This is a genomic window from Rhodococcus sp. NCIMB 12038, assembly GCF_002165735.1.
In the GTDB taxonomy this organism is placed as follows: domain Bacteria; phylum Actinomycetota; class Actinomycetes; order Mycobacteriales; family Mycobacteriaceae; genus Rhodococcus_F.
In genome coordinates this window covers 89139-115804 of sequence record NZ_NHML01000008.1, presented here as the reverse complement: position 1 = coordinate 115804, position 26666 = coordinate 89139, and the positions used below count along the sequence as shown (strand labels likewise).

At 68.0% G+C, this 26666-nt stretch carries 26 protein-coding genes and 1 pseudogene; 9 read left to right on the top strand and 18 right to left on the bottom strand.

The window, feature by feature from the left end; genetic code table 11:
- Window positions 1–3: 3 nt before the first annotated feature.
- From CA951_RS13980 to CA951_RS13970, 3 genes and pseudogenes are all read right to left on the bottom strand, one after another.
- A complete protein-coding gene (locus CA951_RS13980) occupies window positions 4–1389 on the bottom strand; it encodes a wax ester/triacylglycerol synthase family O-acyltransferase (RefSeq protein WP_087557398.1) in 1386 nt (461 codons plus the stop codon).
- A gap of 119 nt (window positions 1390–1508) precedes the next feature.
- Window positions 1509–2671, bottom strand: a pseudogene (locus CA951_RS13975) (AI-2E family transporter).
- Entirely contained in the window at window positions 2668–3117 is a 450-nt protein-coding gene (locus tag CA951_RS13970) for a DUF6292 family protein (protein WP_087557397.1), read from the bottom strand. Before CA951_RS13970 ends, CA951_RS13975 begins: the two are co-directional and overlap by 4 nt.
- A 115-nt stretch (window positions 3118–3232) precedes the next feature.
- Between CA951_RS13970 and CA951_RS13965 the strand changes: the two genes are divergently transcribed.
- Both CA951_RS13965 and CA951_RS13960 read left to right on the top strand, forming a co-directional pair.
- Window positions 3233–3943: an enoyl-CoA hydratase/isomerase family protein gene (locus CA951_RS13965; protein ID WP_087557396.1), complete on the top strand. Its 711-nt coding sequence runs from the start codon at window positions 3233–3235 to the stop codon at window positions 3941–3943.
- Window positions 3944–4050: 107 nt separating this feature from the next.
- Window positions 4051–4467, top strand: a complete 417-nt coding sequence (locus tag CA951_RS13960; RefSeq protein WP_087557395.1) for a cupredoxin domain-containing protein — start codon at window positions 4051–4053, stop codon at window positions 4465–4467.
- Window positions 4468–4758: 291 nt separating this feature from the next.
- Here CA951_RS13960 and CA951_RS13950 read toward each other — a convergent pair whose 3' ends face one another.
- Both CA951_RS13950 and CA951_RS13945 read right to left on the bottom strand, forming a co-directional pair.
- Entirely contained in the window at window positions 4759–5664 is a 906-nt protein-coding gene (locus CA951_RS13950) for a DUF4436 family protein (RefSeq protein WP_087557394.1), read from the bottom strand.
- Window positions 5665–5674: 10 nt separating this feature from the next.
- The gene (locus tag CA951_RS13945) at window positions 5675–6835 is read right to left on the bottom strand and encodes a zinc-binding dehydrogenase (RefSeq protein WP_087557393.1); all 1161 of its coding nucleotides are present in this window, start codon (window positions 6833–6835) and stop codon (window positions 5675–5677) included.
- A 128-nt stretch (window positions 6836–6963) separates the two neighbouring features.
- Here CA951_RS13945 and CA951_RS13940 point away from each other — a divergent pair, with 128 nt between their 5' ends.
- Entirely contained in the window at window positions 6964–7500 is a 537-nt protein-coding gene (locus tag CA951_RS13940; protein ID WP_087557392.1) for a carboxymuconolactone decarboxylase family protein, read from the top strand.
- A gap of 28 nt (window positions 7501–7528) precedes the next feature.
- Here CA951_RS13940 and CA951_RS13935 read toward each other — a convergent pair whose 3' ends face one another.
- Entirely contained in the window at window positions 7529–7954 is a 426-nt protein-coding gene (locus tag CA951_RS13935) for a DoxX family membrane protein (protein WP_087557391.1), read from the bottom strand.
- Window positions 7955–8108: 154 nt separating this feature from the next.
- A complete protein-coding gene (locus tag CA951_RS13930; protein WP_373413787.1) occupies window positions 8109–9617 on the bottom strand; it encodes an MFS transporter in 1509 nt (502 codons plus the stop codon).
- Window positions 9618–9948: 331 nt separating this feature from the next.
- On the opposite strand from CA951_RS13930, the gene CA951_RS13925 reads away from it, so the two are divergent.
- Complete coding sequence (locus CA951_RS13925) at window positions 9949–10632, top strand: hypothetical protein (RefSeq protein ID WP_087557390.1); 684 nt, start codon at window positions 9949–9951, stop codon at window positions 10630–10632.
- On the opposite strand, the gene CA951_RS13920 is transcribed toward CA951_RS13925, so the two are convergent.
- Together CA951_RS13920 and CA951_RS13915 are read right to left on the bottom strand one after the other, a co-directional pair.
- Window positions 10623–10949, bottom strand: a complete 327-nt coding sequence (locus tag CA951_RS13920) for an antibiotic biosynthesis monooxygenase (RefSeq protein ID WP_087557389.1) — start codon at window positions 10947–10949, stop codon at window positions 10623–10625. The two genes, CA951_RS13925 and CA951_RS13920, sit on opposite strands and share 10 nt — an antisense overlap.
- Window positions 10950–10980: 31 nt before the next feature.
- Window positions 10981–11829: an alpha/beta fold hydrolase gene (locus CA951_RS13915; protein WP_087557388.1), complete on the bottom strand. Its 849-nt coding sequence runs from the start codon at window positions 11827–11829 to the stop codon at window positions 10981–10983.
- 157 nt (window positions 11830–11986) lie between these two features.
- On the opposite strand from CA951_RS13915, the gene CA951_RS13910 reads away from it, so the two are divergent.
- Entirely contained in the window at window positions 11987–12733 is a 747-nt protein-coding gene (locus CA951_RS13910; RefSeq protein WP_087557387.1) for a response regulator transcription factor, read from the top strand.
- Window positions 12734–13324: 591 nt separating this feature from the next.
- On the opposite strand, the gene CA951_RS13895 is transcribed toward CA951_RS13910, so the two are convergent.
- On the bottom strand, window positions 13325–14260 hold the full coding sequence (locus CA951_RS13895; RefSeq protein ID WP_087557386.1) for an alpha/beta fold hydrolase: 936 nt from the start codon (window positions 14258–14260) through the stop codon (window positions 13325–13327).
- Window positions 14261–14313: 53 nt separating this feature from the next.
- Here CA951_RS13895 and CA951_RS13890 point away from each other — a divergent pair, with 53 nt between their 5' ends.
- Window positions 14314–14853 carry a TetR/AcrR family transcriptional regulator gene (locus tag CA951_RS13890; RefSeq protein ID WP_087557385.1) on the top strand — a complete coding sequence of 180 codons (540 nt, stop codon included), beginning with the start codon at window positions 14314–14316 and terminating at the stop codon, window positions 14851–14853.
- 13 nt (window positions 14854–14866) lie between these two features.
- On the opposite strand, the gene CA951_RS13885 is transcribed toward CA951_RS13890, so the two are convergent.
- From CA951_RS13885 to rox, 4 genes are all read right to left on the bottom strand, one after another.
- Complete coding sequence (locus CA951_RS13885) at window positions 14867–16597, bottom strand: GAF domain-containing sensor histidine kinase (RefSeq protein ID WP_087557384.1); 1731 nt, start codon at window positions 16595–16597, stop codon at window positions 14867–14869.
- Window positions 16598–16645: 48 nt separating this feature from the next.
- The gene (locus CA951_RS13880; protein ID WP_087557383.1) at window positions 16646–17293 is read right to left on the bottom strand and encodes a response regulator transcription factor; all 648 of its coding nucleotides are present in this window, start codon (window positions 17291–17293) and stop codon (window positions 16646–16648) included.
- A gap of 74 nt (window positions 17294–17367) precedes the next feature.
- Window positions 17368–17652 carry a hypothetical protein gene (locus tag CA951_RS13875; protein ID WP_043823996.1) on the bottom strand — a complete coding sequence of 95 codons (285 nt, stop codon included), beginning with the start codon at window positions 17650–17652 and terminating at the stop codon, window positions 17368–17370.
- 104 nt (window positions 17653–17756) lie between these two features.
- Window positions 17757–19190, bottom strand: coding sequence for a rifampin monooxygenase (rox, locus tag CA951_RS13870; RefSeq protein ID WP_087557381.1), 1434 nt, complete (start codon window positions 19188–19190; stop codon window positions 17757–17759).
- 274 nt (window positions 19191–19464) lie between these two features.
- Here rox and CA951_RS13865 point away from each other — a divergent pair, with 274 nt between their 5' ends.
- Entirely contained in the window at window positions 19465–19746 is a 282-nt protein-coding gene (locus CA951_RS13865) for a DUF1876 domain-containing protein (RefSeq protein ID WP_087557380.1), read from the top strand.
- 22 nt (window positions 19747–19768) lie between these two features.
- Here the strand turns inward: CA951_RS13865 and CA951_RS13860 are convergent, their stop codons facing one another.
- The gene (locus CA951_RS13860) at window positions 19769–20758 is read right to left on the bottom strand and encodes a hypothetical protein (RefSeq protein WP_087557379.1); all 990 of its coding nucleotides are present in this window, start codon (window positions 20756–20758) and stop codon (window positions 19769–19771) included.
- A 605-nt stretch (window positions 20759–21363) separates the two neighbouring features.
- Entirely contained in the window at window positions 21364–22590 is a 1227-nt protein-coding gene (locus tag CA951_RS13850) for an Ig-like domain-containing protein (protein ID WP_087557560.1), read from the bottom strand.
- Window positions 22591–23024: 434 nt separating this feature from the next.
- Between CA951_RS13850 and CA951_RS13845 the strand changes: the two genes are divergently transcribed.
- Window positions 23025–23738 carry an HNH endonuclease family protein gene (locus CA951_RS13845; RefSeq protein WP_087557378.1) on the top strand — a complete coding sequence of 238 codons (714 nt, stop codon included), beginning with the start codon at window positions 23025–23027 and terminating at the stop codon, window positions 23736–23738.
- Between the two features lie 487 nt (window positions 23739–24225).
- On the opposite strand, the gene CA951_RS13840 is transcribed toward CA951_RS13845, so the two are convergent.
- Complete coding sequence (locus CA951_RS13840) at window positions 24226–24807, bottom strand: dihydrofolate reductase family protein (RefSeq protein WP_087557377.1); 582 nt, start codon at window positions 24805–24807, stop codon at window positions 24226–24228.
- A 66-nt stretch (window positions 24808–24873) separates the two neighbouring features.
- Window positions 24874–25086, bottom strand: a complete 213-nt coding sequence (locus tag CA951_RS13835) for a hypothetical protein (RefSeq protein WP_218780489.1) — start codon at window positions 25084–25086, stop codon at window positions 24874–24876.
- A gap of 422 nt (window positions 25087–25508) precedes the next feature.
- Between CA951_RS13835 and CA951_RS13830 the strand changes: the two genes are divergently transcribed.
- Complete coding sequence (locus CA951_RS13830) at window positions 25509–26657, top strand: zinc-dependent alcohol dehydrogenase (RefSeq protein WP_087557376.1); 1149 nt, start codon at window positions 25509–25511, stop codon at window positions 26655–26657.
- Window positions 26658–26666 lie beyond the last annotated feature (9 nt).

Here is a 26666-nt window from a genome sequence, read left to right as displayed (position 1 = left end):
CGGTCAGGTGCCGGACGCGGCGACCGCGTTCTCCAGATCGGTCAGCGACGTCTCCAGATGCGTGATGATCCGCTGGAGGTGCGGAACGGCGTTCCGGTCGCCGACGACCCCGACGTCGAGCTGACCGGACCGGCTGGTGAGGGTGATGCTCAGCGCCTGACCGCCGAGGACCGTCGGCGCCGGGTACACCGCGTCCAGGCGGGCGCCGTTCCAGTACCGCGGCCGCGACGGGCCCGGCATGTACGAGATCATGACGTTGAACGGTGGGGGAGTGTCGTCGACGAACCGGCGGACCGGCTCGAGCAGGATCGGGCTGATCGCCAGCGCGCTCATCACCTGGAACTGGGTGTGGCTCAGCGCCCCGAACACCCGGTTGGTGTGCTCGACCGATTCGCTGATGCGGGCGAGGCGGGCGGCCGGATCCGATTCGTCGGTGGCCAGCCCGACGACCATCGCGCCGACCCCGTGGTCGCGGCCGCGCGGTCCGATCATGGTGCCCCCGAGGTCGAGCGGGACCGGCAGCATCGCCGTCAACGGCGCCTCCGGCAGCGCGTACTGCTCGAGGAGATAGTGGCGCAGCGCCCCCGAACACATGGCGAGCACCACCGCGTTGATGGTGGTGCGGGCGGCGGCGGCCACCGACACCAGTCGCCGGATCGGCCACGACCGCGCCGCCAGTTTCCGGGCCCGGCCGACGGGAACGTTGAGCATCGTCGGCGGTGACTGCAGGGGAAGCGTCAGATGCTGGTCGCGGACGCCGTCGTACGCGACTTTCGCGAGCGCGGGCAGCACCCCGACGATGCTGGTGGCCGCCCGCACCCCGGCCCGGACCGCGGCGACGGGCAACGCGGATTCGCGCCGCGACGTGCCGGCCATCCCGGGCATCCACGGTGCGGGGCAGTCGCGGGCGTCGGGGTCGGTCGACAGGGCGTGGTGGAGGAGCCGCAGCCCCGCCGGTCCGTCCATCAGCGACAGGTGGATCTTCGAGAACACGGCCGTCCGCCCGTCGGCGAGCCCCTCGATGACGTGGATCTCCCACATCGGGTGTTGCGGATCGAGCGGCATGCCGTGCATCTGGGACACCAGCGACAGCAGGTCCTCCATGCGGCCCCGCCCCGGCACCGCCGTGTGCCGCACGTGGTAGCCGAGGTCGATGCGGTCGTCGAACGACCACCACGGGTAACTGGCGCCGCGCAGCGGGCGGACGGCGCGCCGGCGGAACGTGTCGGACGCACCTTCCTGCGAGATCAGTGCCTCGTACATGACCCGGGCGTGATCGGGTCCCGAGTCGCGCGGCGGTTCGAACAGTTCGAGTGCACCCATGTGCATGGGATGCGAGGGTGTTTCGAACAGCACGAACATCGCCTCGGTGGGACTCATCACCGACATGCAGCGCCTCTTCTCATGCTCGGGACACGACCCCGAGCATGCCCCGGCGCATCCCACGTCTCCAGGGTAAGCAGAACATGGAAACTTCTTCCACAGGGCCGTTTTCGCGCCGCGCCTGCTCAACGCCGGTCGAGCTGCGGAAACACCGTCTCGCGGGCGAGGAGCAGGACGGCGGCGGCCACCGGGATCGCGAGCAGCGCGCCGACGATCCCCAGCAGGGCCCCGCCGATGAGGACGGCGACGACGGTGACCATCGGGGGCACCTTGACGGTTCTGCCGATGATCCGGGGAACGAGGAGATAGTCCTCGAACAGGCGGAGGGCGACGAAGAAGACGATGGTCGCCAGCGATACCGGCAGCGACACGGTCAGGGCGACCAACGCCACCACGACACCGGCGAGGGTGGAACCGACCACCGGAATCAGATCCAGCACGGCGACGAGGACGGCCAGCAGCAGCGGGTAGGGGACATCGAAGGCGACGAGCCACACGAACGTGAGGACGGCGGTGATCAGCGAGATCAGGAGGTTCCCGAGCACGTAGCCGCCGACCTTCGCGAAGATTTCGTCGCCGATCAGGATCGTGCGCGGTCGCCGCGAGTTCGGGGCCAGGCGGTACAGGGAGGACCGGATGTGCCCGAAGTCGGCGAGGAAGTACGCGGTGAGCACGACCACGATCACCGTGCCGCTGATGGCGCTGAACACGAACTTGCCCGCGCCGACGAGCCCGCCGAGCACGACCGGCACATTGCCCGCATCGAGCGCCCGGCGCAGTTCGTCCTGCAGATGGAAGCGGGTGCTCAGTTCCTGCAGCACCGGGTAGCGCTGCTCGAGGTGGCCCAGGTAGTCGGGGGCGTTGTGGACGAGAGCGCCGCCCTGCGTCACCATCGGCGGGATCGCGGCGGCGAGAAACCCGGCGAGTATCGCGAACGCGACGACGAAAACCGTTGCGACGGCTGCCCATCGGGGAAACCCGTGCCGCACCAGCCAGGACACGGCCGGTTCCAGACCGATCGCGAGGAAGGCGGCGACGGCGATGAGGACCAGCACCCCGCGGGCCGCGAGAACGACCTCGATCAGCGCGTACGTGACGGCAACGCCGCCCCGGCCATGCCGATGAAGAACGGGGACCGGCGGTCGAACCGCGGGCCCGGTTTGCCGAGTGGATGTTCCGCCGTGCTGATGCGCGCCGCGCCCTGCTCCGCGGCGACGATCGGCTGCTCCTGCGCGGAGGAATGCGGTTGGGCCACATTGTCGTCGTGGCCTCCGGCGCCACCGGTCACGGTCGTTTGACGACTCTGTCCCGCCGTCCGCCACCGGCGGCGGCGTTGCCGATGCGGGGACAGCGATCCGCGGCGGCCGGTGCGGCGGGGCCGGGACCGTGCGCGGCAGGCATTGCCGGTGTGGACCGGCAGTAGTCGTCGATCAACTCCACCGCACGCTCCGCGCACACGGCGGGCGGCGGTGTTCGGCCGAGGCCGAGGCCGTCGATCACGATGACGCTGCGGCGGCCCAGTCCTTCGACGCCGAGCGACCAGCCGAAGGTCCGGTTCCAGGCCAGCACGGCGTTGCGACCGGGCAAGTAGTGCAACCGGAACGGCAGCACGAGGACGGCGTCGAATCCGTCGCAGTCCCACCAGTCGATGGAATCGGCGTGAACGCTCCTGGCCACCGTGTGGATGTAGTCCCGAACGGTACGGGTGTCGGCAATGCCTGTTCCGCTCTTCATGGTCCACCCCTCAGCTGTTTGACGATCGACATACCCGGCCCCGCGACAGTTGAAACTTCACCCACCGGGTGTGCTCGAGGGGCGCAGCGCGCCGGTCTGCGGGTAGCCTCGCCGCATGCCGTACTTGGAACGCTCGGGTGATGTGTTCGTCCTGTTCTTCGGGGAGGAGGGCGAACGGGACAGCGAGAACGCCTTCCACCCGGACTGGATCGCGAGTGTCGATGGTCTCCTCGATCGCGTCGAGCAGCACGACGGCCCCGCCGCGCTGGTGACGACCGCGGTCGGGAAGTTCTACTCCACCGGTCTCGACACCGCCTGGGTCCTCGCCAACACCGACAAGCTGAACTCCTACATCGACCGCGTGCAGGCCCTGTTCGCCCGGATTCTCACCTTCCCGCTGCCCACCGTGGCCGCGCTGACCGGGCACACCTTCGGCGGCGGCGCCATCCTCGCGGCCGCCCACGACCACCGGGTGATGCGGGAGGACCGCGGCTACTTCTGCCTGCCGGGGATCACCATCGGCGCGAGCTACGCGCCGGGCAGCATCGCGCTGCTCGCGGCCCGCCTGCCCGCGCGGGCGGTGCACACCGCTCTGGTGACCGGCCGGCGGTACGGCGGCACCGCGGCGAAGGAACTCGGATTCGTCGACGAGGTCGCCCCCGAGCAGCAAGTGCTCGCCGACGCCGTCGCACACGCGCAGGGACTCGTCGCGACGCGTGGCCGCACGCTCGGCGAGATCAAGTCCTCCCTCTACGCCGACGCTGTCGCCTCCCTCCGCACCCCGGTCGCGAACCTCGAGACGCAGGAGGCATTGAACGGCGGCTGACGCGTCACCATGCACACCGAGGGGTGTCTTCCGGGAAAACGGGTACTACTCCCGCGAGGAGCGGGGCGTCGGGCATCCGTTCCCACGGCGCCCCGGAGGCAACCATCATGAAACGCGTACTGACACTTGTCCTGCCGATCCTGCTGGCCGCCTTTGCGCTGGTTGCGTGCGGTAACGACAGCGACGACTCGTCCGCTTCCTCCGAATCGGAGCACACCGGGGACCACATGATGACCGACATGCCGTCGATGTCGATGCCGATGTCCATGCCTGCGGGTGCACGGGAGATCGTGATCAGCGACTTCAAGTACACGCTGCCCGGCACATTTGCGCCGGGAGAGCAGGTCACCGTCCGCAACGACGACACCGCCGAACACACCGTGACCGCGGACACCGGTGACCTGTTCGACGTGGAGGTCGAACCGGGCGCGACCGCGACGTTCACGGTGCCCGGCCAGCCGGGCACGTTCGCCTTCCACTGCACCTACCACCCGAACATGGTGGGCACGCTCGAAGTTCGGTGACCCCCCGTCAGTCCAGCGGCTCGATGCGGAACACCTCGCACCGGTAGGCCGCGGCCGCGATTGCCTCGGGAGGGAGTTCGCGACCGTCCCGGCCTCGAGAAACATGGTGACCCCGTGCGGCACCCGGATCGGGAACTCGGGCAGGATCCGGGCCCGCTCCGACACCGGCAGCGGGACCAGCCGTACCCGCTCGCGGCGACGCCCGCCGATGCAGGCAGATGATCACCATGCTGACGGGGCCGAGATACCACGGCGGCAACACTCTCCCCGTTCGGCGCACCACGGCATCGACTATTCCGAATCCGTCGCGCTCGTGGCAACCGCGTCGGGCCGAGCGGGCTGATCGCTGTCCCGCCACCAGCAGAAGACGAACAACGCCAGTGACGCGACGAGGGTGGACACCACCCACACCGTGAGGGCGATGTCCACCCACGACCCGATCGGCGGGCTTCCCGGCAGGATTCCGCGCAACGGCACGACCGCGAACAGCATCGCCGCCATCCAGCCGAGCATGTCGGTGTTGACGGCGCGTTTGCGCCGGAACGTCTGCAGCGCGACGAACGCGGCGAGCCCCGCGAGGATCGTCATCATCAGCAGGAGGATGCCGGCGTAGATCAGGTTGCCGCCCGTGCGTGCGAACAACAGTGCGGCGCCCGTGCCGTTCCGCGAGAGGTCCGTGTCGACGGTCACCGCTTCGGCCCGCGCCTTCCACCCGTCGACTCGGCCGTCCACGAGGAGACCAGTGGGCAGCAGTGCACGGTCGGCGCCTGCGCCTTCGTAGGCCTCCACCACCATCGGGTTGACCTCGAACCGGTCGAACGGCCAGTACGCCGCGTTGCCGGTGGCGATGAACTCGGTGTCGAACGTCGTCGGTGCGGCGCCCGCACGGAACACGATCTCCTCGTGACTGGTGCTCGGGAGGAGCAGCAGCGTGATGTCCCGATTCAGCGTGTCGCCGTTGGCGTGCAGGTACTCCTCGCCGACGGCGATCGTCACCTCGGCCTGCACCCGGTCGGTCGTCGGCTGAAGCGACTTCGCCGTCACCAGGACCACGACCTCGTCACTGCTGCCCTCGAATGGTCCCTCGTCCTCGCCGGTGCGGCTGCTCAACCCGTACACGGTGAGCGACGCCGCGTAGATCAGCGCGAGGAGCAGCGCCGGGGCGACCCATCGGAGGCGGGGATGGTGGGAGTTCATCGGCGGCGGATCACAGGGAAGCGGTGCTGACCTGGGGGTCGATCAGGATCTTCGCGTGCACCTCGGGGTGACCCAGCGCGGCGAACGCGGATTCGACCCCGGGCAGGCCGACCGTGCCGGTGATCAGCGGTGTCGGATCGACCTTTCCGTTGGCAAGCATATACAGGGTGTCGCGGAATTCGCGGGGGTCGTAGGCGACGGCGAAGCGCAGTTCGATCTCCTTGTCGACCGCGAGCGCCGGCCGGAACGTGTCCGTCTCCATGCACACCCCGACCACGACGACGCGGGACCGCAGCGGCGCCCCGGCCAAGATGCCGTCGATGACCCCGGGCATGCCGACGCATTCGAAGACGACCGGCCCGGACGGGGTCGCGCCCACCGCGTCGGCGAGGGTGAAGGCGTGCCACCACGGCAGCCTCGGGATTCGGCGCAGTTTCTCCATGGTGTCCAGTCCGAGGCCGAGCACATCCGTGATCGACGTCGTCTCCCGACGTCGCGGGTACGACGTCCAGGGCGACGCCGCGGCCGGGTCGACGACGACATCGGCACCGCACTGCCGGGCGAGTTCGCGGCGGCGGGTGGAGAAGTCGGCGGCCACTACGGTCCGGACACCGGTCGCCTTCAGCATGGTGATCACCGCGAGACCGATCGGGCCGCACCCGATGACGATCGCGTTCCGGCGCTTACCGACGTCCCCCTTGCGCACCGCGTGCCACGCCACCGCCATCGGCTCGGTCAGGGCCGCCTTCTCCGCCGTCAGACCGTTCGGGACCGGCAGGGTCATCGATTCCTGCACCACCACCTGTTCGGCGTAGCCGCCGGGCGCCGACGCCGACAGGCCGGTCAGGTGAATTTCCGCTCCGGTGCGGACGATCGGCAACGCCACCACCGCGGTACCCATCGGCCACCGCTTCCGGCAGCCGGGCCCGTAGCCGGCGACGGTGCCGCTGAACTCGTGACCCAGCACCACCCGCTGGTGGGAACGCATGAAGTCGCGGTAGCCGGTCTCGGCCGCCAGTTCCGCCATCTCGTCAGCGTGCATGCGGGCGTGCAGGTCCGAGCCGCAGATCCCGCACCGGGACACGTCGATCAACACCTGACCCCTGGCCGGGACGGGAGCCGGGACGTCACCCAACTCCAGGCGAGTCCCGGTGCAGACGACTGCCTTCATGGTGACTCCTCGGGGTGCGGCGGGGTCGGCCTCAGTTCCGAACGTAGAACACTCCCGCCGCCGGGACACGACGATTGCCGAATGGTCCAGGGGTTGTCTAGGTCCGGCCGCGGGTGTAGACCGACAGCATGAGCGTCCTCGGTCAGATGGACTCGTTTCGCCGCGTCTTTCCCACCGCCCGCCGCAACCGGGCAGATCTGTTCCGCTGGATGCGACGCCGACCGCAACTGCTCGCGGCCGTCGGATTCCACGAGATCGCGCTGGCGGCGAGCGCCCGGGTCGACCCTCGGTTGAAGGCGCTCGCCGAGATCAAGGCGGCGGCGCTGACCAACTGCGAGTACTGCCTCGACATCGGGTCGGCGTTCAGCCGTGCCCTCGGAGTGAGCGACGTCCAGTTGCGCGCCCTGCCGACATTCCGCGAGAGTTCCGCGTTCGACGACACCGAGAAACTGGTCCTCGAGTTCGCCGAGGCGATGACACGCACCCCCGCCCACATCAGCGACGACCTGCGGCGTTCGCTCCTCGCCGCCTTCTCCGAGGCCCAGCTGACCGAACTCGCCGCGGCCATCGCCTGGGAGAACCACCGAGGACGCCTCAACCAGGCGCTCGGCGTGCGGCCGTCGGGGTTCTCCGACAGCGACTTCTGCGCCGTCCCCGAACAGTGACGTGAGCGTCGACCTCACTTCCGGACGGTCAGCGGTTGCGCAGCCGCGTCCACCCGTCGAGCACGTAACCGAGCCCCATCCCGAGCATCCACGTGTCCTTCGCAATCGCGGTGCCGTTCTCGTTCGGCCAGATGCTGCCGGGGTTGCGCAGTGCGGGGGTCCTCGCGTACATCGCCACGAGACCCCCGGAGAACCCGGTGAGCGCAGCCCCCGCGACGGCGGTGGGCACGAACGGTACGAGTAACGCTACGCCCGTGCCTATCTCGGCGATCGACAGCAACTTGATGAATCGTTCCGGCGGAATCGCGTTCAGAAACGGGAACGCCCCCGCCGCCATACCGTGAACGCCCTGGGCGGTCTGCTCGTCCGCCGACCATTTCTGCAATCCCGTATGGAGGATGAAGCCCCCGGTCGCGATGCGTCCGGGAAGGTCGCCGAGTGTGGTCAGTCGCATGGTGGTCTCCTGTCGTCCGAGTCGAACCAGAGAACTGTTTCCCCCTCAGCCTCCCACTCGGCCGACGGCAGGGAGCGGTTTCGACGGAGCGGCCCGCTCCGTAGTCGTCGCCGCGCCCGCTCGGGGACGCGGCGACGACGTCATGACCAGCCGCTCAGTGGGCGAGAACCACGTCGGTCGCCGACGTGGACTCGGCACCGGGTGCGCTCAGCTGCGAAATCCTGCGGGGCAGTGCGACGGCCACCACGGCGCCCAGCAGCGCCGAGATCGCGCCGATTACGAACGCGATGGTGATGCCGGTGTCCGTGTAGAAGACGGCGCCCTGCATGACGGTCGCGATGTGCGAGTTCAACACGGTGAAGGCGATCACCGGAAGGATGGCGGGCAGAATGCTCTGGAACACCGCCACCATGCTCGCCGTCGTCGCCTGCAATTGCGGCGGTACCGCGGCGATGAGCAGGTTCGGGATGGAGGCGTACCCCATGCCCATTCCCACCCCAAGCAGGGCGGCGAAGCCGATCAGCAGCGCCTTGTCATCGTGGATCGTCGCCGTGAGCAGGCAGGCCGCCGCCATCACGAGCATGCCCACGACCATCAGGATGCGCGGCCGCACGTTCCGGGGTACCAGGGTTCCGACGATCAGTCCGCCGATCACCACCGCACCACCCAGCGGCGCCTGGAAGATCGCGAATCCCTCTGCGCTGATACCGAATCCGTAGCCGAGCCCCAGGATCGCCGGGGTCATGCACATCATCGGGAGCATGATCGTGAACACAGAGGACGTGCCGTAGCAGAATCCGGCGCCGAGTGCCGTCAGGAACACGGGCCGCTTACCGAAGAAGCGGATGTCGATCAGCGGGTCCGGCAGCAGTAGTGCGGACACGATCCACGCCACCAGCAGGGCGACACCGCCGGCGATGAACCCGAGGGTCGACCCCGACATCCAGCCCCACGACGGCCCGAAGCTCACGCCGACGAGGATGCCGGCGAGTCCCGCGCCGAGGAGCGCGGCGCCGATCAGGTCGATGCGCGAACGCAGACGGACGGTCGATTCGTCGGTCGTCGCCCGGATCAGGACGCTGAGGACCACGAGACCGGCCAGGAAGAACCAGAAAATGCTCCGGAACCCGAAATTGTCGATCAGCCAGCCGGTGAAGAACGGCGCGGGGATCGCGATGAGCCCCATTCCGCTCGTGGCGATGCTGACCGCCAGCGCCACCGTCCGGGCGGGGAAGACGTCGCGGATCAGCGAATAGCTCAGGAACAGGCACGGCACGAGCAGCCCGGTCAGGGAGCGGCCCGCGATCAGCACCGCGTACGTCGGTGCGATCGCCGAGATCAGCGACCCCAGCGCGGACAGGGCGACGGCCGTCAGCAGCAGCCTGCGTTTGCCGTGGGTGTCGGCGAGCTTGCCGATCAGCGGACAGGTGACCGCCCCCACCAGCAGGAACGACGTGAGCAACCACGCACCCTGCGTCGTCCGGTAGTGGGTGACGATCTGCGGCAACGCGATCGAGATCATCATGTAGCTGACTGCAAGCATCTCCAGCAGTAACACGATCGAGGCGAGTGAGAAGATCAGTCGGGGCGTCCATCGCTCGTCGGCGACGTCCTGCTGTCGCGTCCGGGCCGATCCGCCGTCTGGCGCATGGGTGACCATCATCGGGTCCTTTCGAATACCTGCACGGGAATTCGTGGCGGCGCCGCGGCCGTGCGGCGCGCCCGAGCCGGGCGGTAGGGGTGGGTGGTCACATTCGGTGGTCGAAGTCTCGCGAATGTGTAATTGACATCACAGTTCTCGGGGATGCGGCACGCCATGCGGCGTTCCGCCCAGCGGGAGGCCGACACGCCCGGTCTGCACCCGCGCCGGGGAAAGGCCAGTTCGCGCGCCCGAATCGGGCGTAGCAGACGCTGCGGTCGGTTTCTTTGACGGGCACGGGGCCGGTTGACGCGAATCGATGATTCCCGGTCACCGCTCGAGCCAGGATTGACCCATGGCCGAAATGCAGCGCGAGAAACAGTTCCGCCGGCTGAGGACGCCACGCTCGGCGGCCGTCGCGGGAATCGTGTTCGCCGCGTTCTTCTCCGCCAGCCTCGTCCTCCTGCACACCGCACTGCCTGCCGACCCGTTCGACGAAACCCCCTGGGTGGGAAGCGGCGAGACGCGGATCAAGACGGCACTCGTGCTTGCCCCGTTCGCGGGCATCGCGTTCCTCTGGTTCATCGGCGTCATCCGCGACCGCCTCGGCGACCTCGAGGACCGCTTCTTCGCGACGGTGTTCCTGGGCAGTGGGCTGTTGTTCCTCGCGATGGGCTTCGTCTCGATGGGCGTGGCGGGCGGCGTCCTCGCGATCGCCCGGCACTCGGGTAGTTCCGCGGACGAGATCGTCTACTTCGGCCGCGAGATCATGCTGCAGATCAACCACGTCTACGCGCTGCGGATGGCGGCGGTGTTCATGATCTCGCTGGGAACGATCTGGCTCCGGACCGGATTGATGCCGCGATTCCTGGTCGTGACCACGTATCTGCTCGCCCTGGCCCTGCTGCTGGTCGTCAGCGTCAGCCTGTGGACGACGCTGGCGTTCCCGGCCTGGGTGCTGCTGGTCAGCATCTACATCCTCGTCACCGGACGACGCCTGGGCGCCGCTCGATCCGAGTCACCCCTGCGTCAGGAGTGATGCGTCGACACCACCCGGTACAGCTGAGGGTCGGCCGTCGCGAACGTCGTGATCTCGTCGATGTGCTCGCGTACCACCGGATCCTCCAGTGCCGCCCGGAAGTCCTCGACGCTGCGCCACTGCGCGTAGTTCGCGACCCGGGTGCCGTCCAGACCGGCGTGAATGTTGGCCGACACGAAACCGGGACGATGCCGCATGACCTCCTCGGTGGCCCGGCCGAGCAGTTCCACCAGCCGCTGCTGAGTCTCCGGTGTCACCGTGAACACGTTGACCAGAGTCACGACGTCGTCGGTGGCGTCGATCGAGATGGGAGCCATGGATCTCGACCTTCCTGTGGGCGGACAGGGTTCACATGCGTGCGGGTGTGGTGGAGACGAAGTCGTCGATGATGCCGACCACCGCGGCCGGATCCTCGAGGTGCGGGTAGTGGCCGATACCGTCGAGGACGGCGAGCCGGCTCCCGGGCATCGCCTCGTGCGCCGCGTAACCGTGCGCGACCGGGATGATGCCGTCCGAATCACCCCAGATCAGCTGGGTGGGGAGACCTGCGTTCAGGTACAGCCGGCTCAGCGCGCTCACCGCCTGCCCCCGATGGTCGACGACCGCGCGGAGCGTCCGCAGGAACGCCTGCCGGGTCTCCGGATCGGACAGCGACGAATAGGCGTGCCACATCTCGTCGCCGCGAACCGACTGAACCCCGATCGCCGCCAGCCAGCTGCGAACCTTGTTGCCGGCGTCGCGTATCGCGGCCGGCGCCATCAGGGGGAGCAGGAACTCGGACCCGGGCGCCGCCAGCAACCGCAGCGTCCAGTTCACGTCCGGCCCCAGTCCGCCGCTGCCGATGAGGACCAGGCGCTCACACAGTTCGGGATGCTGATAGCTGAACTGCATCGCCACCCCGCCGCCGAGCGACTGCCCGACGACGGTGACCCGTTCGATCTCCAACTCGTGCAACAGGTCGCGCAGCCACGCGGCGAACGCGCCCAGCGAGTAGTCGCCGCGCGGTTTGGCGGAATCACCGTGACCGGGCAGATCCGGGGCCAGCACTCGGTAGCGCTGCGCCAACTGCGGGAGAACCGCACGCCAGGTCGCCGAACTTCCGGCCATCCCGTGTACGAGCAGAAGCGTCTCGCCCGCACCGCTCAGCCGGTAGGCGACGTCGTCCCCATGCAGTGCGATGTGTCGCAGTCCCGACATACAGCGACCTCCCGATCGGGTGATGCAGCGGTCTCACGGTAACGATAGGGGAGTTCCGCTCGATATCGTCATCAACTGCGGCGTGGGAACTTGATCTTCGGCGCGGGGTTGATCTATCGGCACACCGACGCGAGGCTCGAAAACAGGAGGAATCCGCATGAACTCTGTGTCGAGCCCGGCAGTTGCCCGGCCGCGTGTCCTGCTCATCGACGCCGACGTGGAGAGCTCCCTCGTCGAACGCCTCCGCGATGGCGGATTCTTCGTCACGCGGACCTACGCGGAACCGGTGCGTTCACGGATCGAACCCCCCGACGTGGTGATCGTCGACGCGCGATCACCGCACCTCGATGCCGACACCACGGTGCGAGGGTTGAAGGCGATGCGATTCGCGCTCGCCATCGTGGTGATCGGCACTTTCCGCTCCGGGAACCGTCGCAGCGACCTCCTCGAGGCCGGCGCCGACGACGTGCTGGAGATCCCGGTCGGTGCGGACGAACTCGTCGCCCGGCTCCGCGCGATCCTCCGGCGTGTGAAACCCGAGGTGCCCGCGCCGGCGCCCGCCGGCAGCCAGGATCTCTGCCTGTGCGAGGAACGGCACGACACCGACTACGACGGGTTGCGTACGACGCTGACCCGGACGGAATTCATCCTCTTCACCGTGCTCGCGCAGAATATCGGCAGGGTCGTCACTCGTCGCGACCTCATGCTGATGGTGTGGGGTGTGACCGTCGAATCGAAGACGAACGTCCTCAACGCCTACATCTGCTCCCTCCGACGGAAGCTGGTGGCCGTCGAATCGCCGTATGTCGTCCACACCGTGCGCGGCGTGGGCTTCGCCCTCGGTGAGGGCGTACGTCCGGAGAGCATCGACCCCGCCCGTCAGGTGTCCGTCGCCGCGTCGTGACACCGGCCCGCGGGAATGGTCACGCGTGTCAGTTCCTCGGAGGTCCGCCACATCCGTCGGGCTTCGTCCTCGCCGCGCAGGCGGCTGTAGAGCGTCTGCTCCGCCGGCGGGCCGCCCAGGTGCCCGAGTCCGCGGGGCCCGTAGAACCCGCCACCTTCGGCGTCGGGTGAGGTGGCGGCGTACAGGGCCGGGAGTGTCGCAGTCTCGACGGTCCCGAGGAGAATCCCCCGTTCGGACAGGGCGCGGATGAGTCTGCGTCCCGCGGTCTCCTCGTCGCGCCCGACCTCGGGACGAGCGGCGAGGAGGTTGGTCCCGGATGTTCGCCTCCGGCCTGCGCGAGATCGTCACCCTGCGGGGCCGCAGTTCTCGCGCCGCGCACTAGGCGGACCTGCTCCTTGCCCAGAGCGCGGAATTCCGAGACGGGTGGAACGACCACGAGGTCGGTATCCGCCCCCACGAAGTCAAGCACCACCTGCTTGTCTACACCGCCACCTCGGGCAGCGACAGTCACGAGAAGCTGCAACTACTCTCCGTCGTCGGCGCGCACCCGCTGGGCACTGCCTGACCGAAAACCTCACGATCCCCGGCCCCTCAGGCCGAGGCGAAGAATGCAAGCGAGCGTTCGAGCACCACATCGGGTCGCTCGTCGACGAGGAAATGCGAGGCGCCGTCGACGAACTCCACACCGAAATCGTCGGTGTGCCCCTCGAAGCCGCCGAGGAATTCCGGGCGCACGATGGGATCCTCGGCGCCGACGAGCACCCGGGTGGAAGTGGCGAGCCGGGTGTGCCGGTACGCGCCCATCATGATCCGCGCCGCCTGACGCATGATGAAGCAGCGGTAGAGAGCCGACGCCGCATGGGCGCGGGCCGGTTCGCGCAACCGTCCGGCGAACAGTTCGACGTCGCGCTCCGACCACGTGTTCCGGCCCGTCGTGAAACCCCGCAGCAGGTGGTACGTCAGCCGTTGACGTCCACGGCCGAGCAGGGACGGGCCGAGGAACGGTGCGGCGATGACGGGTTCGAACCAGCCGTGCCGTGCGATCGCCGTCAGCAACCGTGGGTCGAACCGGACGAACGGGTGGGGGACACCGAGGCTCAGATGCTTCCGGACCCGGTGGGGCGCGCTCAGGCACAGTTCGTATCCGAGCAGTGCGCCCCAGTCGTGCGCGATCAGGCAGACCCGGTCGAGGTCGAGCGCGTCCAGTAGCGCCTCGACGTCGGCGAGCAACTGCGCGCGGGTGTATCCGGTGGGCGGGGCGTCCGTCCAGCCGGCGCCGCGCAGATCCGGGCAGATCACCCGGTAGTGCTCGGCGAGCCCCGGGACGACCCCGCGCCACTCCCACCAGTGCTGGGGGAAGCCGTGGAGTAACACCACCGGGTCGCCGTGACCGGCCTCGGCCACGTGCATCCGCAGGCCGGGGAGCCGGACGTAGCGGTGCCGGACCCCGTCCAGTTCGGGAAAGGTGTTGTCCGGCACTCTGTTCGGGTCGGACACTTCGGCATCGTCGGGGGTCTCGTGTCTCATGACTTCACGCTACTACGATCATAGTGCCAAGTCACTATGTTTATAGTAGCGAGGTGACGTCCACGAGAACGAAGGCGCTCGACGCCGCGATCGACCTGCTCGGAACCGAGGGTCTGCGATCGCTCACCCACGCCCGGGTCGACGACCGCGCCGGCATCCCGAAAGGGTCGACGTCCAACTACTTCCGCACCCGGGCCGCACTGCTCACCGGGACCGTCGACGCGATCGTGGAACGCGAACTGTCCGAGGTCGGCATGCTGGCACCGGCATCCGCGCAAGACCTCGTCGACGCGGTCTGCGGTCTGATCGACTACACGACCGTCGCCAACCGCACCGTCACCGCGGCGCGCCTGATCCTGTTCCTCGAGGCCGGCCACGACCCCGTTCTCCGGGAGGCGCTGGCACGCGGACGGACCGCCATGGAGGCATCGGTCGTCTCGGCGTTCGCCCACCTGGGTGCGCGGGATCCGCAGACCGCCGCCACCGCTCTGATGGCCTGCGCGGAGGGATTGATCCTGCATCGCATCGCCCGCGGAGACACCACCGATCCGCGGCCGGCATTCGAACTGCTGGTGCGGGCGGCACTGAGCTGAAGCGCACCCGGACTCAGGGAAGGGGAGCGGACCACCGGAGAGTGGTTCCGCCGCCGAGTGTCGAGTCGATGACGCAGTGCCCGTTCACTTCTCGCGCCCTGGCGGCCAGGTTGTCCAACCCGCTGGTGACGACGGTCTCTTCGAACCCCTTGCCGTCGTCCGCGACCTCGATCGCTAGATCGTCGTACACGGAGATACTGACCGTGACCGTGTCGGCTCCGGCGTGCCGGACCGCGTTGCTCAACGCCTCACGCAGGACCGCCTCGGCATGCTCGGCGAGCGAGGAGTCGATGACGGACAGCGGACCGGACATGTGCACGGTCGTGCGCAACCCGGAATCCGCGGTGGTCTCGGCGACGATCTCGTGCAGGCGCCGCCGGAACTGGGTCATGCCGCCCGAACCGCCGTGCAGGTCGAAGATTGCGGTGCGGATGTCGCGCACGATGTCGTGCAGGTCGTCGATCGACTGTTCGAGCCGGTCCTTGACGACGGGAGCCTTCGCCCGCTGCAGGGTGCTCTGCAGCGACAGGCCGACCGCGAAGAGCCGTTGGATGACGTGGTCGTGGAGATCACGCGCGATCCGGTCGCGATCGGACAGGACGTCGAGTTCACGCATCCGGCGTTGACTGTTCGCCAATTGGAGTGCGACCGCCGCCTGATCCGCGAAACCCGACATCAACGCCAGTTGATCGTCCGTGAACGGCGCCGCATCGACATGACGGAGGGTCACCAGCACCCCGGACACCGACTGCGCGGCACGCAGGGGGAGCGCCAGCGCCGGACCGAACCGGGCTCCGGTCTCGAACCCGGGATCGAACGCGAGCGCGGAGACCCGGAGCGGGGTCCTCTCCCGGAATGCCTCACCGGACGTCGACCTCTCGACCGGGATCGCCTGGCCGATGATCCGATCCGACACCGTCCCCGCCGACGCCGTGACCACGAGCTCGGTGACCTCGTCCGACGGCATGTCGGGATCGTCCGGCACCGCGAGGAAGGCGCTGTCGGCGGTGGTCAGGGCAAGCGCGTCGTCGGCGATCACCTGCAGCACCTCCGCGGTCTCGCTGCCGGCGAGCAACTCGGTCGCGATCTCCCGTGTCGCCTCCAGCCATGCCTGCCGCGTCCGGGACTCCTCGTACAGGCGGGCGTTCTCGATCGCGATACCGGCGGCGGCCGCAAGGGCGCGGAGAAGCACCTCGTCGTCCTCGGTGAACTGCGCACCGTTGGCCTTCTCCGTGAGATACAGATTCCCGAACACCTCGTCCCGCACCTGAATGGGAACTCCCAGAAAGGTTTTCATCGGTGGATGGTCGGGCGGGAATCCCACCGACACGGGGTGCCGGGACAGGTCCACCAGCCGGACCGGCTTCGGATCCGTGATGAGGAAACCGAGGACGCCGCGACCACGGGGCAGGTCGCCGATCCGCTCCCGCGTCTCCTCGTCGATGCCCTCATAGACGAACTCGCTCAGCCCCTCGGTCGGGGCGAGCACCCCCAGCGCACCGTAACGCGCGTCGACCAGATCGATCGCCGCGTGCACGATGGTGCGGAGCGTGTTGTCGAGGTCGAGTCCCGACGTGACGACCAGCATCGCCTCGAGTAGGCCGTCGACGTGATCGCGCACGTCGACGATCTGCGCGATGCGTTCCTGCACCTCGGTCAGGAGTTCGCGCAGCCTCAATTCGGACAGGCTACCGAGCAGGGGCCCTCGGTCGTGTTCGTCCGGTTGACGGGTCACACGACGCATTGTCCCACCCGGCGACCTCACGAGGAGCCGGAACGACCACCGCTGCCGTCAGGTGCCGGACGGTTTCGACGGCATCTTCGTGGCCAGCACCGCCGCCTGCGTCCTGCGCTCCACACCCAGTTTCGTCAGCAGCCGGGACACGTAGTTCTTCACGGTCTTCTCAGCGAGGAACATGCGTGCGGCGATCTGCCGGTTGGTCAGCCCCTCACCGAGCAGGGCGAGCAAGGTCCGCTCCTGATTGGTCAGGTGCGCGAAGATGCCGTCCTTCCCATCGGCGTCGGCGCGGACCTTGTCCATCAATACGCCGGCGGCGCGACTGTCGAGCAGAGATTTGCCCGCCCCCACATCGTGGACCGCCTGAGCCAGCTCCATACCCCGGATGTCCTTCACGACGTATCCGCTGGCCCCGGCGAGAATCGCATCGAGCATCGCCTGCTCGTCCGTGAACGACGTCAGGATGAGGCAATGCAACTCCGGCATCAGCGAGTGCAACTCCCGGCACAGCTCGATTCCGTTGCCGTCGGGCAGACGCACGTCCAGGACGGCGACATCCGGTTTCAGGGCAGGCACCCGCGCCATCGCCTGAGCATAGGAGGCGGCCTCACCGACCACCGTCAGCGCGGGATCGGAGGTGAGGAGATCCGCGATCCCACGCCGGACGACCTCGTGGTCGTCCACCAGGAAAACCCTGATCATGGGCACCCTCCAGACCTGGCCGCGTCACGCTCGGAGAATTCAGATTACGCCGGCGAGCATCGGAAACATGGCCTTCAGCGCGCGGCCGGACGAAACGGTCCGGATCCGCGGCGCCGCGGCCGGTGCGGCATCAACATCGCCGCCGCCAACCCCACGGTGGCGACGAGCGTCGCCGCGGCGCCGACTCCGACGAGGGGAGTCGCGAGCCACGCACCCAGCAGGACCACCAGGCCCGCGGTCACCGCTCCCGACACCACCGCGAGCGCGAACCCCGCGGGATGCACGTACAGGAACTCGCCGGGCTCGTCCTCCCACCGATGACGATCCTCGCGCGGCGATGCGGTGGAGTGTTCGAACATGGTGTCCTCGTTCCTTCGCCGGCTCCGATGTCGTGCGCCGGCCCTCGTACAACGGTGCGATAACGGCGAGCACAATGACAGGGCCGAAGGTCACACGTCCGTCCTCAGCCGTCGGCGGGGCCGAACCACGTGGGCAGCACCGCGAGCAGATCCCGTTGATCGTCACCGACCCACGCCACGTGACCGTCCGGCCGGAGCAACACCGCGGGTACGTCCAGTTCCTCGCTGACGTCGTCGACCTGGTCGATCCGATCCGCCCAGCCCGCCGCGGACAGCCGGCCCCTCTGGTCGAGCAGCAGTCCGCGACCGCCGTGCATCAGCCCGTACAGGCGACCGCGCTTCAGCGCGACGTCCCGCAGACGCCTGCCGAGCAGTTCGTGGCCTGCGCCGAAGTCGTAGCGGACGCCCACCGCGGTAATCTTCTCGATCAGATACCGGTTCACCTCCTCGAAGTCCATCAGTTCCGACAGCAGCCTGCGCACCGCCTGGGGACCCGGCTCGGTGGACATCAACTCCATCTGCGCGCGGGTGTTGTCCAGCACGTCGGCGGCCACCGGGCGCCGCTCGGTCTCATAGCTGTCCAGCAGCCCGTCCGGGGCCCAGCCGCCGATCTCTGCGGCCAGCTTCCAGCCGAGGTTGAACGCGTCCTGGAGGCCGAGGTTGAGGCCCTGCCCGCCGGTCGGCGGGTGGATGTGCGCCGCGTCGCCGGCCAGCAGTACACGGCCGGTCCGGTAGCGGTCCGCCAGCCGGGTGGCGTCGCCGAAGCGGGACAGCCAGCGCGCCGAGTGCGCGCCGAAGTCGGTGCCGGCGAGAGCCCGCACCTGCCGCTTCAGCTCGTCCAGGGTCGGCGGGACCATCCGGTCCTCGGCGACCCCGTCCGCGGGTGCGACGAGGCGGTACACCCCGTCCCCGAGGGGCATGGCGCCGAACCGCTTCTGCGTCTTGCGGACCTCGGCCACCACCGCGGCCAGTTCCTCCGGCGGCGCCGTCAGCTCCACCTCCGCGAGCAGCGTCTCGACCCTCGACGGCTCGCCGGGGAAACCGACGCCGAGCAGCTTTCGGACCGTGCTGCGGCCGCCGTCGCAGCCGACGAGATACCGGGCGCGCAGCCGGGTGTCTCCGGATGCGGCCAGTTCGACGGTCACCCCGTCCTCGTCCTGACTCAGCCCGACCAGTTCGCAGCCGCGCCGGATCTCGACACCGAGTTCGGTGGCGTGCTCGGCCAGCAGGCGCTCGGTGACGGTCTGCGGGATGCCGAGGACGTACCCGTGTGCGGTGTCCATCCGATCGGGCCACGGTTTGTCGATGCCGGCGAAGAAGCCACCGACCTCGTACCGTGTGCCCTCCGCGAGGAAGCGGTCCAGCAGGCCGCGCTGATCCATCAGTTCGATGCTGCGCACGTGCAGGCCGAGCGAGCGGACCACTTTCGTCGGCTCCGGTTCCTTGTCCAGCACGAGCACGTCCACACCGTGCAGCCGCAACTCGGCGGCCAGCATCAAGCCGGTCGGTCCGCCGCCGGCAACGATCACGTCGATCATTGAAAACCCCCATTTCGACATGCGTGCATTTCGGCCAGTTCGCTCCGCGTTTTCCGCAGGCTCTGGCTCCGGCGGGAGATTCTGCGGCACGACCCGGGTCTTGCCGCAAGGCCCCCGGTGCGCTATACGTTGAAAGGGGCACGGAGTGGACGACTCCCTGCCTTTTCCTATGCCGGGTCGTGATTCTCACGGTTCCTAGATGTCCGGCACCGTAGAACACTGGGTGACAGGACCACCTCGGTCCCGCACTCACACCGAACGGAGGCCACCGGACATGAACGAGACGACATGGTTGGTGGAGATCGTCATCGACGAACACGACTCGGAGGAAGGCGGCTCCAGAACCCGCGCGCAGGCGCGGCTCCGCACCCGCGACACTCGCACGTTCGTCGGGTCCGGACTCGCCCGCCGAAACCCGGACGACACCGAAATCCCTGAGATCGGAGAGGAATTAGCTACCGCCCGCGCGTTGTCCGACCTCGCGCACCAACTGATCGAGGCCACCGCAGCCGACGTGGAAACGGCCACGCACAGCCGCGTGCACCTCACGGGATAACTGCTCTCACCGCCGCGCCCCGTCAGCGGGGGACACGACGCCGGCCGACCGACAAGACCGATTCGACCGGCCGTCTCGGCGTCTGCCGCGGCGCCGACTTCTTCTCAGTGGTGCCCACCCGGATCAGCGCCTGCGGGAACCCGCGGTCGGGGAGCAGTTCGCGGATGATCTCCCGGCCCTGACGGAGTTCGGTCATGTGGGTCAGCGGACACGTCGACAAACCGCCGACGGTGGCCTCCAGCAGCACCGCGGACAGCGCCTCACCGGCGCGGAGCCACTCACCGCGACCGTCGTTGGCGGTGCTCAGCACCAGTACGGTCGAGTGGTCCGTCTCCGTGGTCGCGCCGGCGTCCCGGCCGGCGGGGAAGTGGCGCCCGATGTCGACGCGATCCCGGTTGTCCGCGGTGGCGAGCGCGTCCGGCGGTATTCCGCCCTGTGCGGTCGAATGACCGGCCCACCAATGCAGCTCGGCCTGATAAGCGGAGTCGTATTTCCTTGCGGCCGCAGTTGTTTCGGTTGCTCTCGCCAGCGCTGGACGCGCCTCCTGCCTCAGCACGGTCAGGTGGACGTCCCGGCGGCGCACCACGTCGTCCAACGCGGCAGGCAGCGGAGTCTTGGCACTGACCGGTCCGAAGGGCCTGCGGTCGGAGTGCCGGTGCCGGATCGCCGCGAGCAGATCGAAGTCGTGCGACTGCGGCCGGGCGTCGTGCCGGAACCGGATCGTCGCCAGGTGACCCGAGCGAGGACCCTCCGGGACACGCTGGACGTCCGCGGCCCACTTGAGAGCGATCAGTGCCGTCTGAAGATGATTCAGCGCCGCACCGCAACTGACCACCAACTGCCGGCCCGACGGGTCGGTGGACGCCAGGACGCGGCCGCGTTCGGTGTAGAGGTCGAGTTGACCGTCGGCGTACGTCCACTGCCACGGCTGGCTGTTGTGTACCGACGGCGCCCGGCAGGCAAGGTCCACGGCAATGCGAACAACGTTCTCGTCGGGAATGGTGTTGTTCACGATCGCCTCCTCGGTGAATCGCGTTCCGCCCCGACCGGCGCGAAACGCCGGTGGCCTGTATCCCAGTGTTCGCCGTCCGTCGGCCTGAGATTAGGGCCGATTGTCACCGCCAGGCCCCAATCTTCTGGTCTGTGGCGATAAAGGGGCTGTCCCGTCTCCGCTGCCGGTCGTCCCGCCACGGGTCGCCGCGACCAGCAGTCGTTGCCGCGCGAGGCCTTCGAGTCCGGGCGGATTCGGATCGGCAGGCGAGTCGGCGCCACTCGCGTCGCGGCATCACTGCCGCACGATCTGCGGGACCACCGGTGGCACCCGACCATCGAACTCCCCGCACAACCGCTCGACGACGTCGGCATAGGAATCGGGCACCGAAATCACCACCTCGACAAACCCCAGTCACCACGTACCCCGGACCGGTGTTCGGCAAAACCGCATCCGCGCCGAGGGGACGTGACGCAGCGACGATTCCCGTGCTCACGGACCAGATCAACAGCAGCTGGGAGCTTGATATCAAGGATGGGCGCAGAGCGACTTCACGGCGACCGTCGTATCCTCGGCCCGTCGGGGACACGAGCTCTCCTGCGACGGCCCGGGCCGTGCGGGTCTCGTCAGTTCAGGGCGCTGCCGGCCTGCCATTGGTCCCAGCGGAGGGACCAGTCGCCGTTCTGCCACAGCTCGAGGGGAGCGCCGCCGGTGTTGCGTACCTCGACGATGTCGCCGGGGACGGAGAAGTCGTAGAACCAGCGAGCGTTGTCGGGGCTGAGGTTCAGGCAGCCGTGCGAGACGTTGGTGTTGCCCTGCGCCCAGATGGTGTCGGCGAGTTCGTGGAGGTAGATGCCGTCGTTGCTGATGCGGGTGGCGTAGTTGATCGATTCCTTGTATCCGAGGCGGGAGTTCACCGGCAGCCCGTAGGTGGAGGAGTCCATAATGACCGGGTTGGCCTTGTCGATGACGGTGTAGATACCCGGCTGAGTCCAGAACGAGAGGGTCTGACCATCCACGAGTTCGGTGCCACCCCGGCCCATCGACGTCGGCATCGTGCGGACCACCTGCCCGTTGTCGGTGACGGTGACCTGTTTGGTGGTGTCGTCGGCGACGGAGATGTGGGCGTCGCCGATGGTGAATGACGTTTGCGCGTCCTCCTGCCCGAAAAGGCCTTCGCCGAGGGGGATGCCGTAAACGTCGGCGCGGACGGTGACCTGGGTGCCGGGTGTCCAGTAGTTCTCCGGTCGCCAGTGCACGCTCTGATCGTCGGCCCAATACCACGAGCCGGCGACCGGGGGTGTGGTCTGAACGTGCAAAGCCTTCTCCGCGGCGGCCCGGTCGGTGATCGGTTCGTCGAAGTGGGTGACGATGACGATGCCGACGCCGTAGGTGCCGCCATCGGCGAGCAGGTTCCCGCCGGTGGTGACGAAGGTGGGCTTGGTCTGATTGCCGGGGGTGACGGTGGAGAACGTGCTGGTCTTCTCGCTGCGGACTCCTTGGTCGCCGACAGCGGTGACCGCGAGCGTGTAGGTGCGGCCGTAGCCGAGAGGAACTCCCGGTTTCCAGGACAGCCGGTCGGGGGTGAAGATCCCCTCGATGACCCGGCCCTCGTCGTTGGTCAGGGTGACTGTCTCGAGGGTGCCGCCGGTGGTGTTCACCGACACCGGGTCGAGCGGGTTGATCGCGGTGGCGCCGTCGGCGGGCGTCACCACTATCGGAGGACCGGAGGATGGCGGTGCGGCCGACCCAGCGGGTTGGTCGGTGGACGGTGCGCAGGCCGCGGTCACCAGGGCGAGCAGCAGGACTGCGAAGACGTGGACGAGGTGACCGGGACGGCGGCGGGCGGGCATGACACCGATTCTCCCGTGCCGGCGGTCCAGCGCGTGGGCAGTCGCTGTGCGACGGCGATCACCAGGGCAGTTCGCGGCGTGGCCCAGGTTCTCGACGGGCTCGACCTGCACCGTGGCGTGCCCGCGTCGATCTTTCTCCGAACCGGTGTGCGCCGAGGCAAGCCCAGGAGGGGTATGGCACCCGTGAAGCGCCGGACCGGTATCTGAAGTGAACCGGTCCGGTCGGGTCGGGGTATCCGGTGGGCGTGCGGTCGTGTGACCTCGGGCGACAACACCACACGGCGGCCTGGCCCCTCCGGTTGTCTGTCTCCTTCGCCCAGAGGGTACCCAGCCGGACCCGATCCCCAAGGTGATGTGAGCCGCTACCAATGTTGTCGGGGGCGCACGCAATACCGTTTTCACATCCGGCCCACAGACAACAGGAGAACAGACGCATGCGCAGCGCCCCCCGTACCGCCCTCGTCGCATTGAGCGCGGTCACCGTGCTCGGCCTGACGCGGTGCTCGGCGATCGCCGATGCCGACCCGGGAACCGGCTCACTCGGGGGCGCACCGGCTGCCCCCGCAACGGGCTTCGATCCAGCACCGGCATTGGCAAAGCTAGACACCCTGCCGGTCAAAGGGCGCGCACCGAAGACCGGATACGCCCGTGAGCAGTTCGGCACCTCGTGGTCCGACGACAACGGAGTCGAGGGCGGCCACAACGGCTGCGACACCCGCAACGACATCCTCCGGCGCGACCTGGTCGATCTGACCTACAAGGCGAGCACGCGGGACTGTGTGGTGGCGACCGGCACCCTGCACGACACCTACACCGCCGCCACCATTGCGTTCGTTCGTGGTCAGGACACCTCGACCGCCGTGCAGATCGACCGTATCGTCGCTCTATCGGATGCGTGGCAGAAGGGTGCGCAGCAGCTCAGCCCGGAGCAGCGCCGCGACCTGGCCAACGACCTTCGCAATGTGCGGGCCGTCGACGGGCCCACCAACGGTCAGAAGTCCGACTCCGACGCCGCGTCCTGGCTGCCGCCGAACAAGGGCTACCGGTGCACCTACGTCTCCCGGCAGATCGACGTCAAAGCTCTCTACAGTCTGTGGGTGACCCAGGCGGAGAAGGACGCGATGAGCCAGGTGTTGCACTCCTGCTAAGTCGTTGGGCCACAATGGTTCGCTGAAGCGCAGGCCGACAGCTCTCTAGCCGCCTGCTCACCGGGACGCAGCTCGGGGGCGCGCTCCACCACGGTTACTTCGGCCCGCGCCGACGCAGCCAGTGGGCTCGCGCGGGCCCGTCGATGCTCGCCCCCGCCACCAACACCCTGGTACCGCTCACCGCGCCCCCTGTTCGCCCGTCCGAATGGTGTGCTCCTGCTTGGAGTCGTCAACGCTCATCACTGCCTCCAGGTGCTTCCTCCCGCGCTGGAACGTTCCCAGCGCACAGCCCACACCACGGTTGGGGGTCGGCCAAGATGCGACGGAATCCGGTTACCAGTGAACTCGAGTTGAACTTGCCGCAGGTGAGGTGCTGGGGCGTATCGGCGCCGCTGTCCGATTAGGGACAGCGATGCGCGAACGCAGCCGGAGGTCCGATCCTGTGTCACCGTTCGCAGTGGACTTCTTCGCGTACCGCTCAGATCGGTCAACGGCGTACCCGATAGCGCAGGTGAAGCACCCGGTTGCCCTGAATCACCACGTCAGGGTCCTCCAACAGGTGCTGCGCGTGGACCGACCCGAAGTAGCGTTTGCCGGACCCGAACACGACGGGTACGACGTCCATGCGCACCTCGTCGACCAGGCCCGCGGCAAGCACCTGGCCACCGACGTCGCCAGCGGCGACCTCGACGATGCGGTCACCCGCAAGCTCCTGCGCCTTTGCCACGGCTGCCTCGACGCCGTCGACGAAGTGAAACGGCGCTTCGGGGTTCCAGCCCTCGGGCTCCGGCCGGTGCGTCACGACGACCACGTGGTCGATCCCGCCTGGAGGCTTCCCGTCCCAGCCGTCCGTCATGTCGAAGACGTGGCGGCCGACGAGTGTCGCCCCGATCTGGTCCCAGTACGGCCGGGTGTAGTCGTAGGACGTCTGCGACACCTTAATCTCGCCGCTTTCGACCAACGGGACGTCACCGTTGGACAACCAGTCGAACAGCGGTCCGGGCTGGTCATTCTCATCCGCGACGAAGCCGTCCACCGACACCGAGCCGTACATGACAACCTTGCCCACGGGGTTCTCCTCTGTTTTGGGGTGCCCCCAAATTAGCGTGTCATGAGCTGTCGCTCGTGTACGAAATCAATCGGCCGGCAGCGGCCAGCCGTCCAGCGTGTGGCTGGGATGTTCGCACAGGAACCGTCGCCGGACTTTGACGTGCCGGGTCGGCGTGAGCCCGGTGAACGCCCGGAACTCGTGGCCGAGGTGGGCTTGGCCGAAATGGCCTGCGCCACCGGCGAGGTCGCTCCAGTCGACCGGTCCGGCGGGGTTGATCGCTGCGGGTCCGGGACACACCGTCGGGAGGGTCAGGCTGTCCTGATCGTGCCGCCGTTGCGCTGCGGTGATGGCACCGGTGAGGACCAGGCCGGCGACGAGAAGCCGTTCCCCAATTCGTTGACATCGACCAAGTCACCGATTGCAGCGTCGCCAGTGAAGGAAGCTCCGCGCTGGTCACGTTCGCGCCGGGCTTTCGTACAGATTCCTCGGACCTTCCCAGGCATGTCTCGTCGAAGTCCGGGTCGACCTCACCATTGGTCCGGACATGGTCGACCGGACCAATGGTGGGAGCTGGCTGTCGGAAACAGTGTTGACATCCATTCACCCACCGTGAACGTTGGGCCGCCCCGCCACGTCCGTGTTTTGTTCGGACCGACGCGGGTACTTGCTCCCCCTGTCGGGGTCTCAACAAGGTTATCGGCCGTGGACGAGGAGGCGTGATGCGAGCGATGGTGTACCGGGGGCCGTACAAGGTCCGCATCGAAGAAAAGGCAGTCCCACGCATCGAGCACCCCAACGACGCGATCGTGCGGGTGACCTTGGCGGCGATCTGCGGATCGGACCTGCATCTGTACCACGGCATGATGCCCGACACCCGGGTCGGCATGACCTTCGGCCACGAGTTCATCGGCGTGGTCGAGGAGGTCGGCCCGTCGGTACAGAACCTGCAGCACGGCGACCGGGTGATGGTCCCGTTCAACGTGTACTGCGGCTCGTGTTACTTCTGCGCACGCGGCCTCTACTCGAACTGCCACAACGTGAACCCGAACGCCACCGCTGTGGGCGGCATCTACGGGTACTCCCACACGTGCGGTGGATACGACGGTGGGCAGGCGGAGTTCGTGCGCGTACCGTTCGCCGACGTCGGCCCCGCCAGAATCCCCGAATGGATGGACGACGAGGACGCGCTACTCCTCACCGACGCCCTCGCCACCGGCTACTTCGGTGCACAACTCGGCGACATCGTCGAGGGCGACACCGTGGTGGTGTTCGGGGCCGGGCCGGTCGGCCTGTACGCAGCCAAGTCGTCCTGGCTCATGGGTGCCGGGCGCGTCATCGTGATCGATCACCTCGAGTACCGACTGGAGAAGGCTCGCACGTGCGCGCACGCCGAGACCTACAACTTCGGCGACTACGCCGACATCGTGGTCCACATGAAGAAGATCACCGACCATCTCGGGGCCGATGTGGCCATCGACGCCGTCGGCGCCGAGGCCGACGGCAACTTCCTTCAACACGTCACGGCCGCCAAGTTCAAGCTGCAGGGTGGGTCCCCGATTGCCCTCAACTGGGCGATCGATTCCGTCAGGAAGGGCGGGACGGTTTCTGTGATGGGCGCCTACGGTCCAATGTTCAGTGCTGTCAAGTTCGGTGATGCGATGAACAAGGGGCTGACGCTTCGCATGAATCAATGCCCCGTGAAACGTCAGTGGCCCCGCCTGTTCGAGCACATCCGCAACGGTTACCTCAAGCCCAACGATATTGTCACGCATCGTATTCCGCTCGAGCATATCGCCGACGCCTACCACATCTTCTCGGCCAAGCTCGACAACTGCATCAAGCCGGTCATCGTGCCGCACGCCGGCTGATCGACGAGG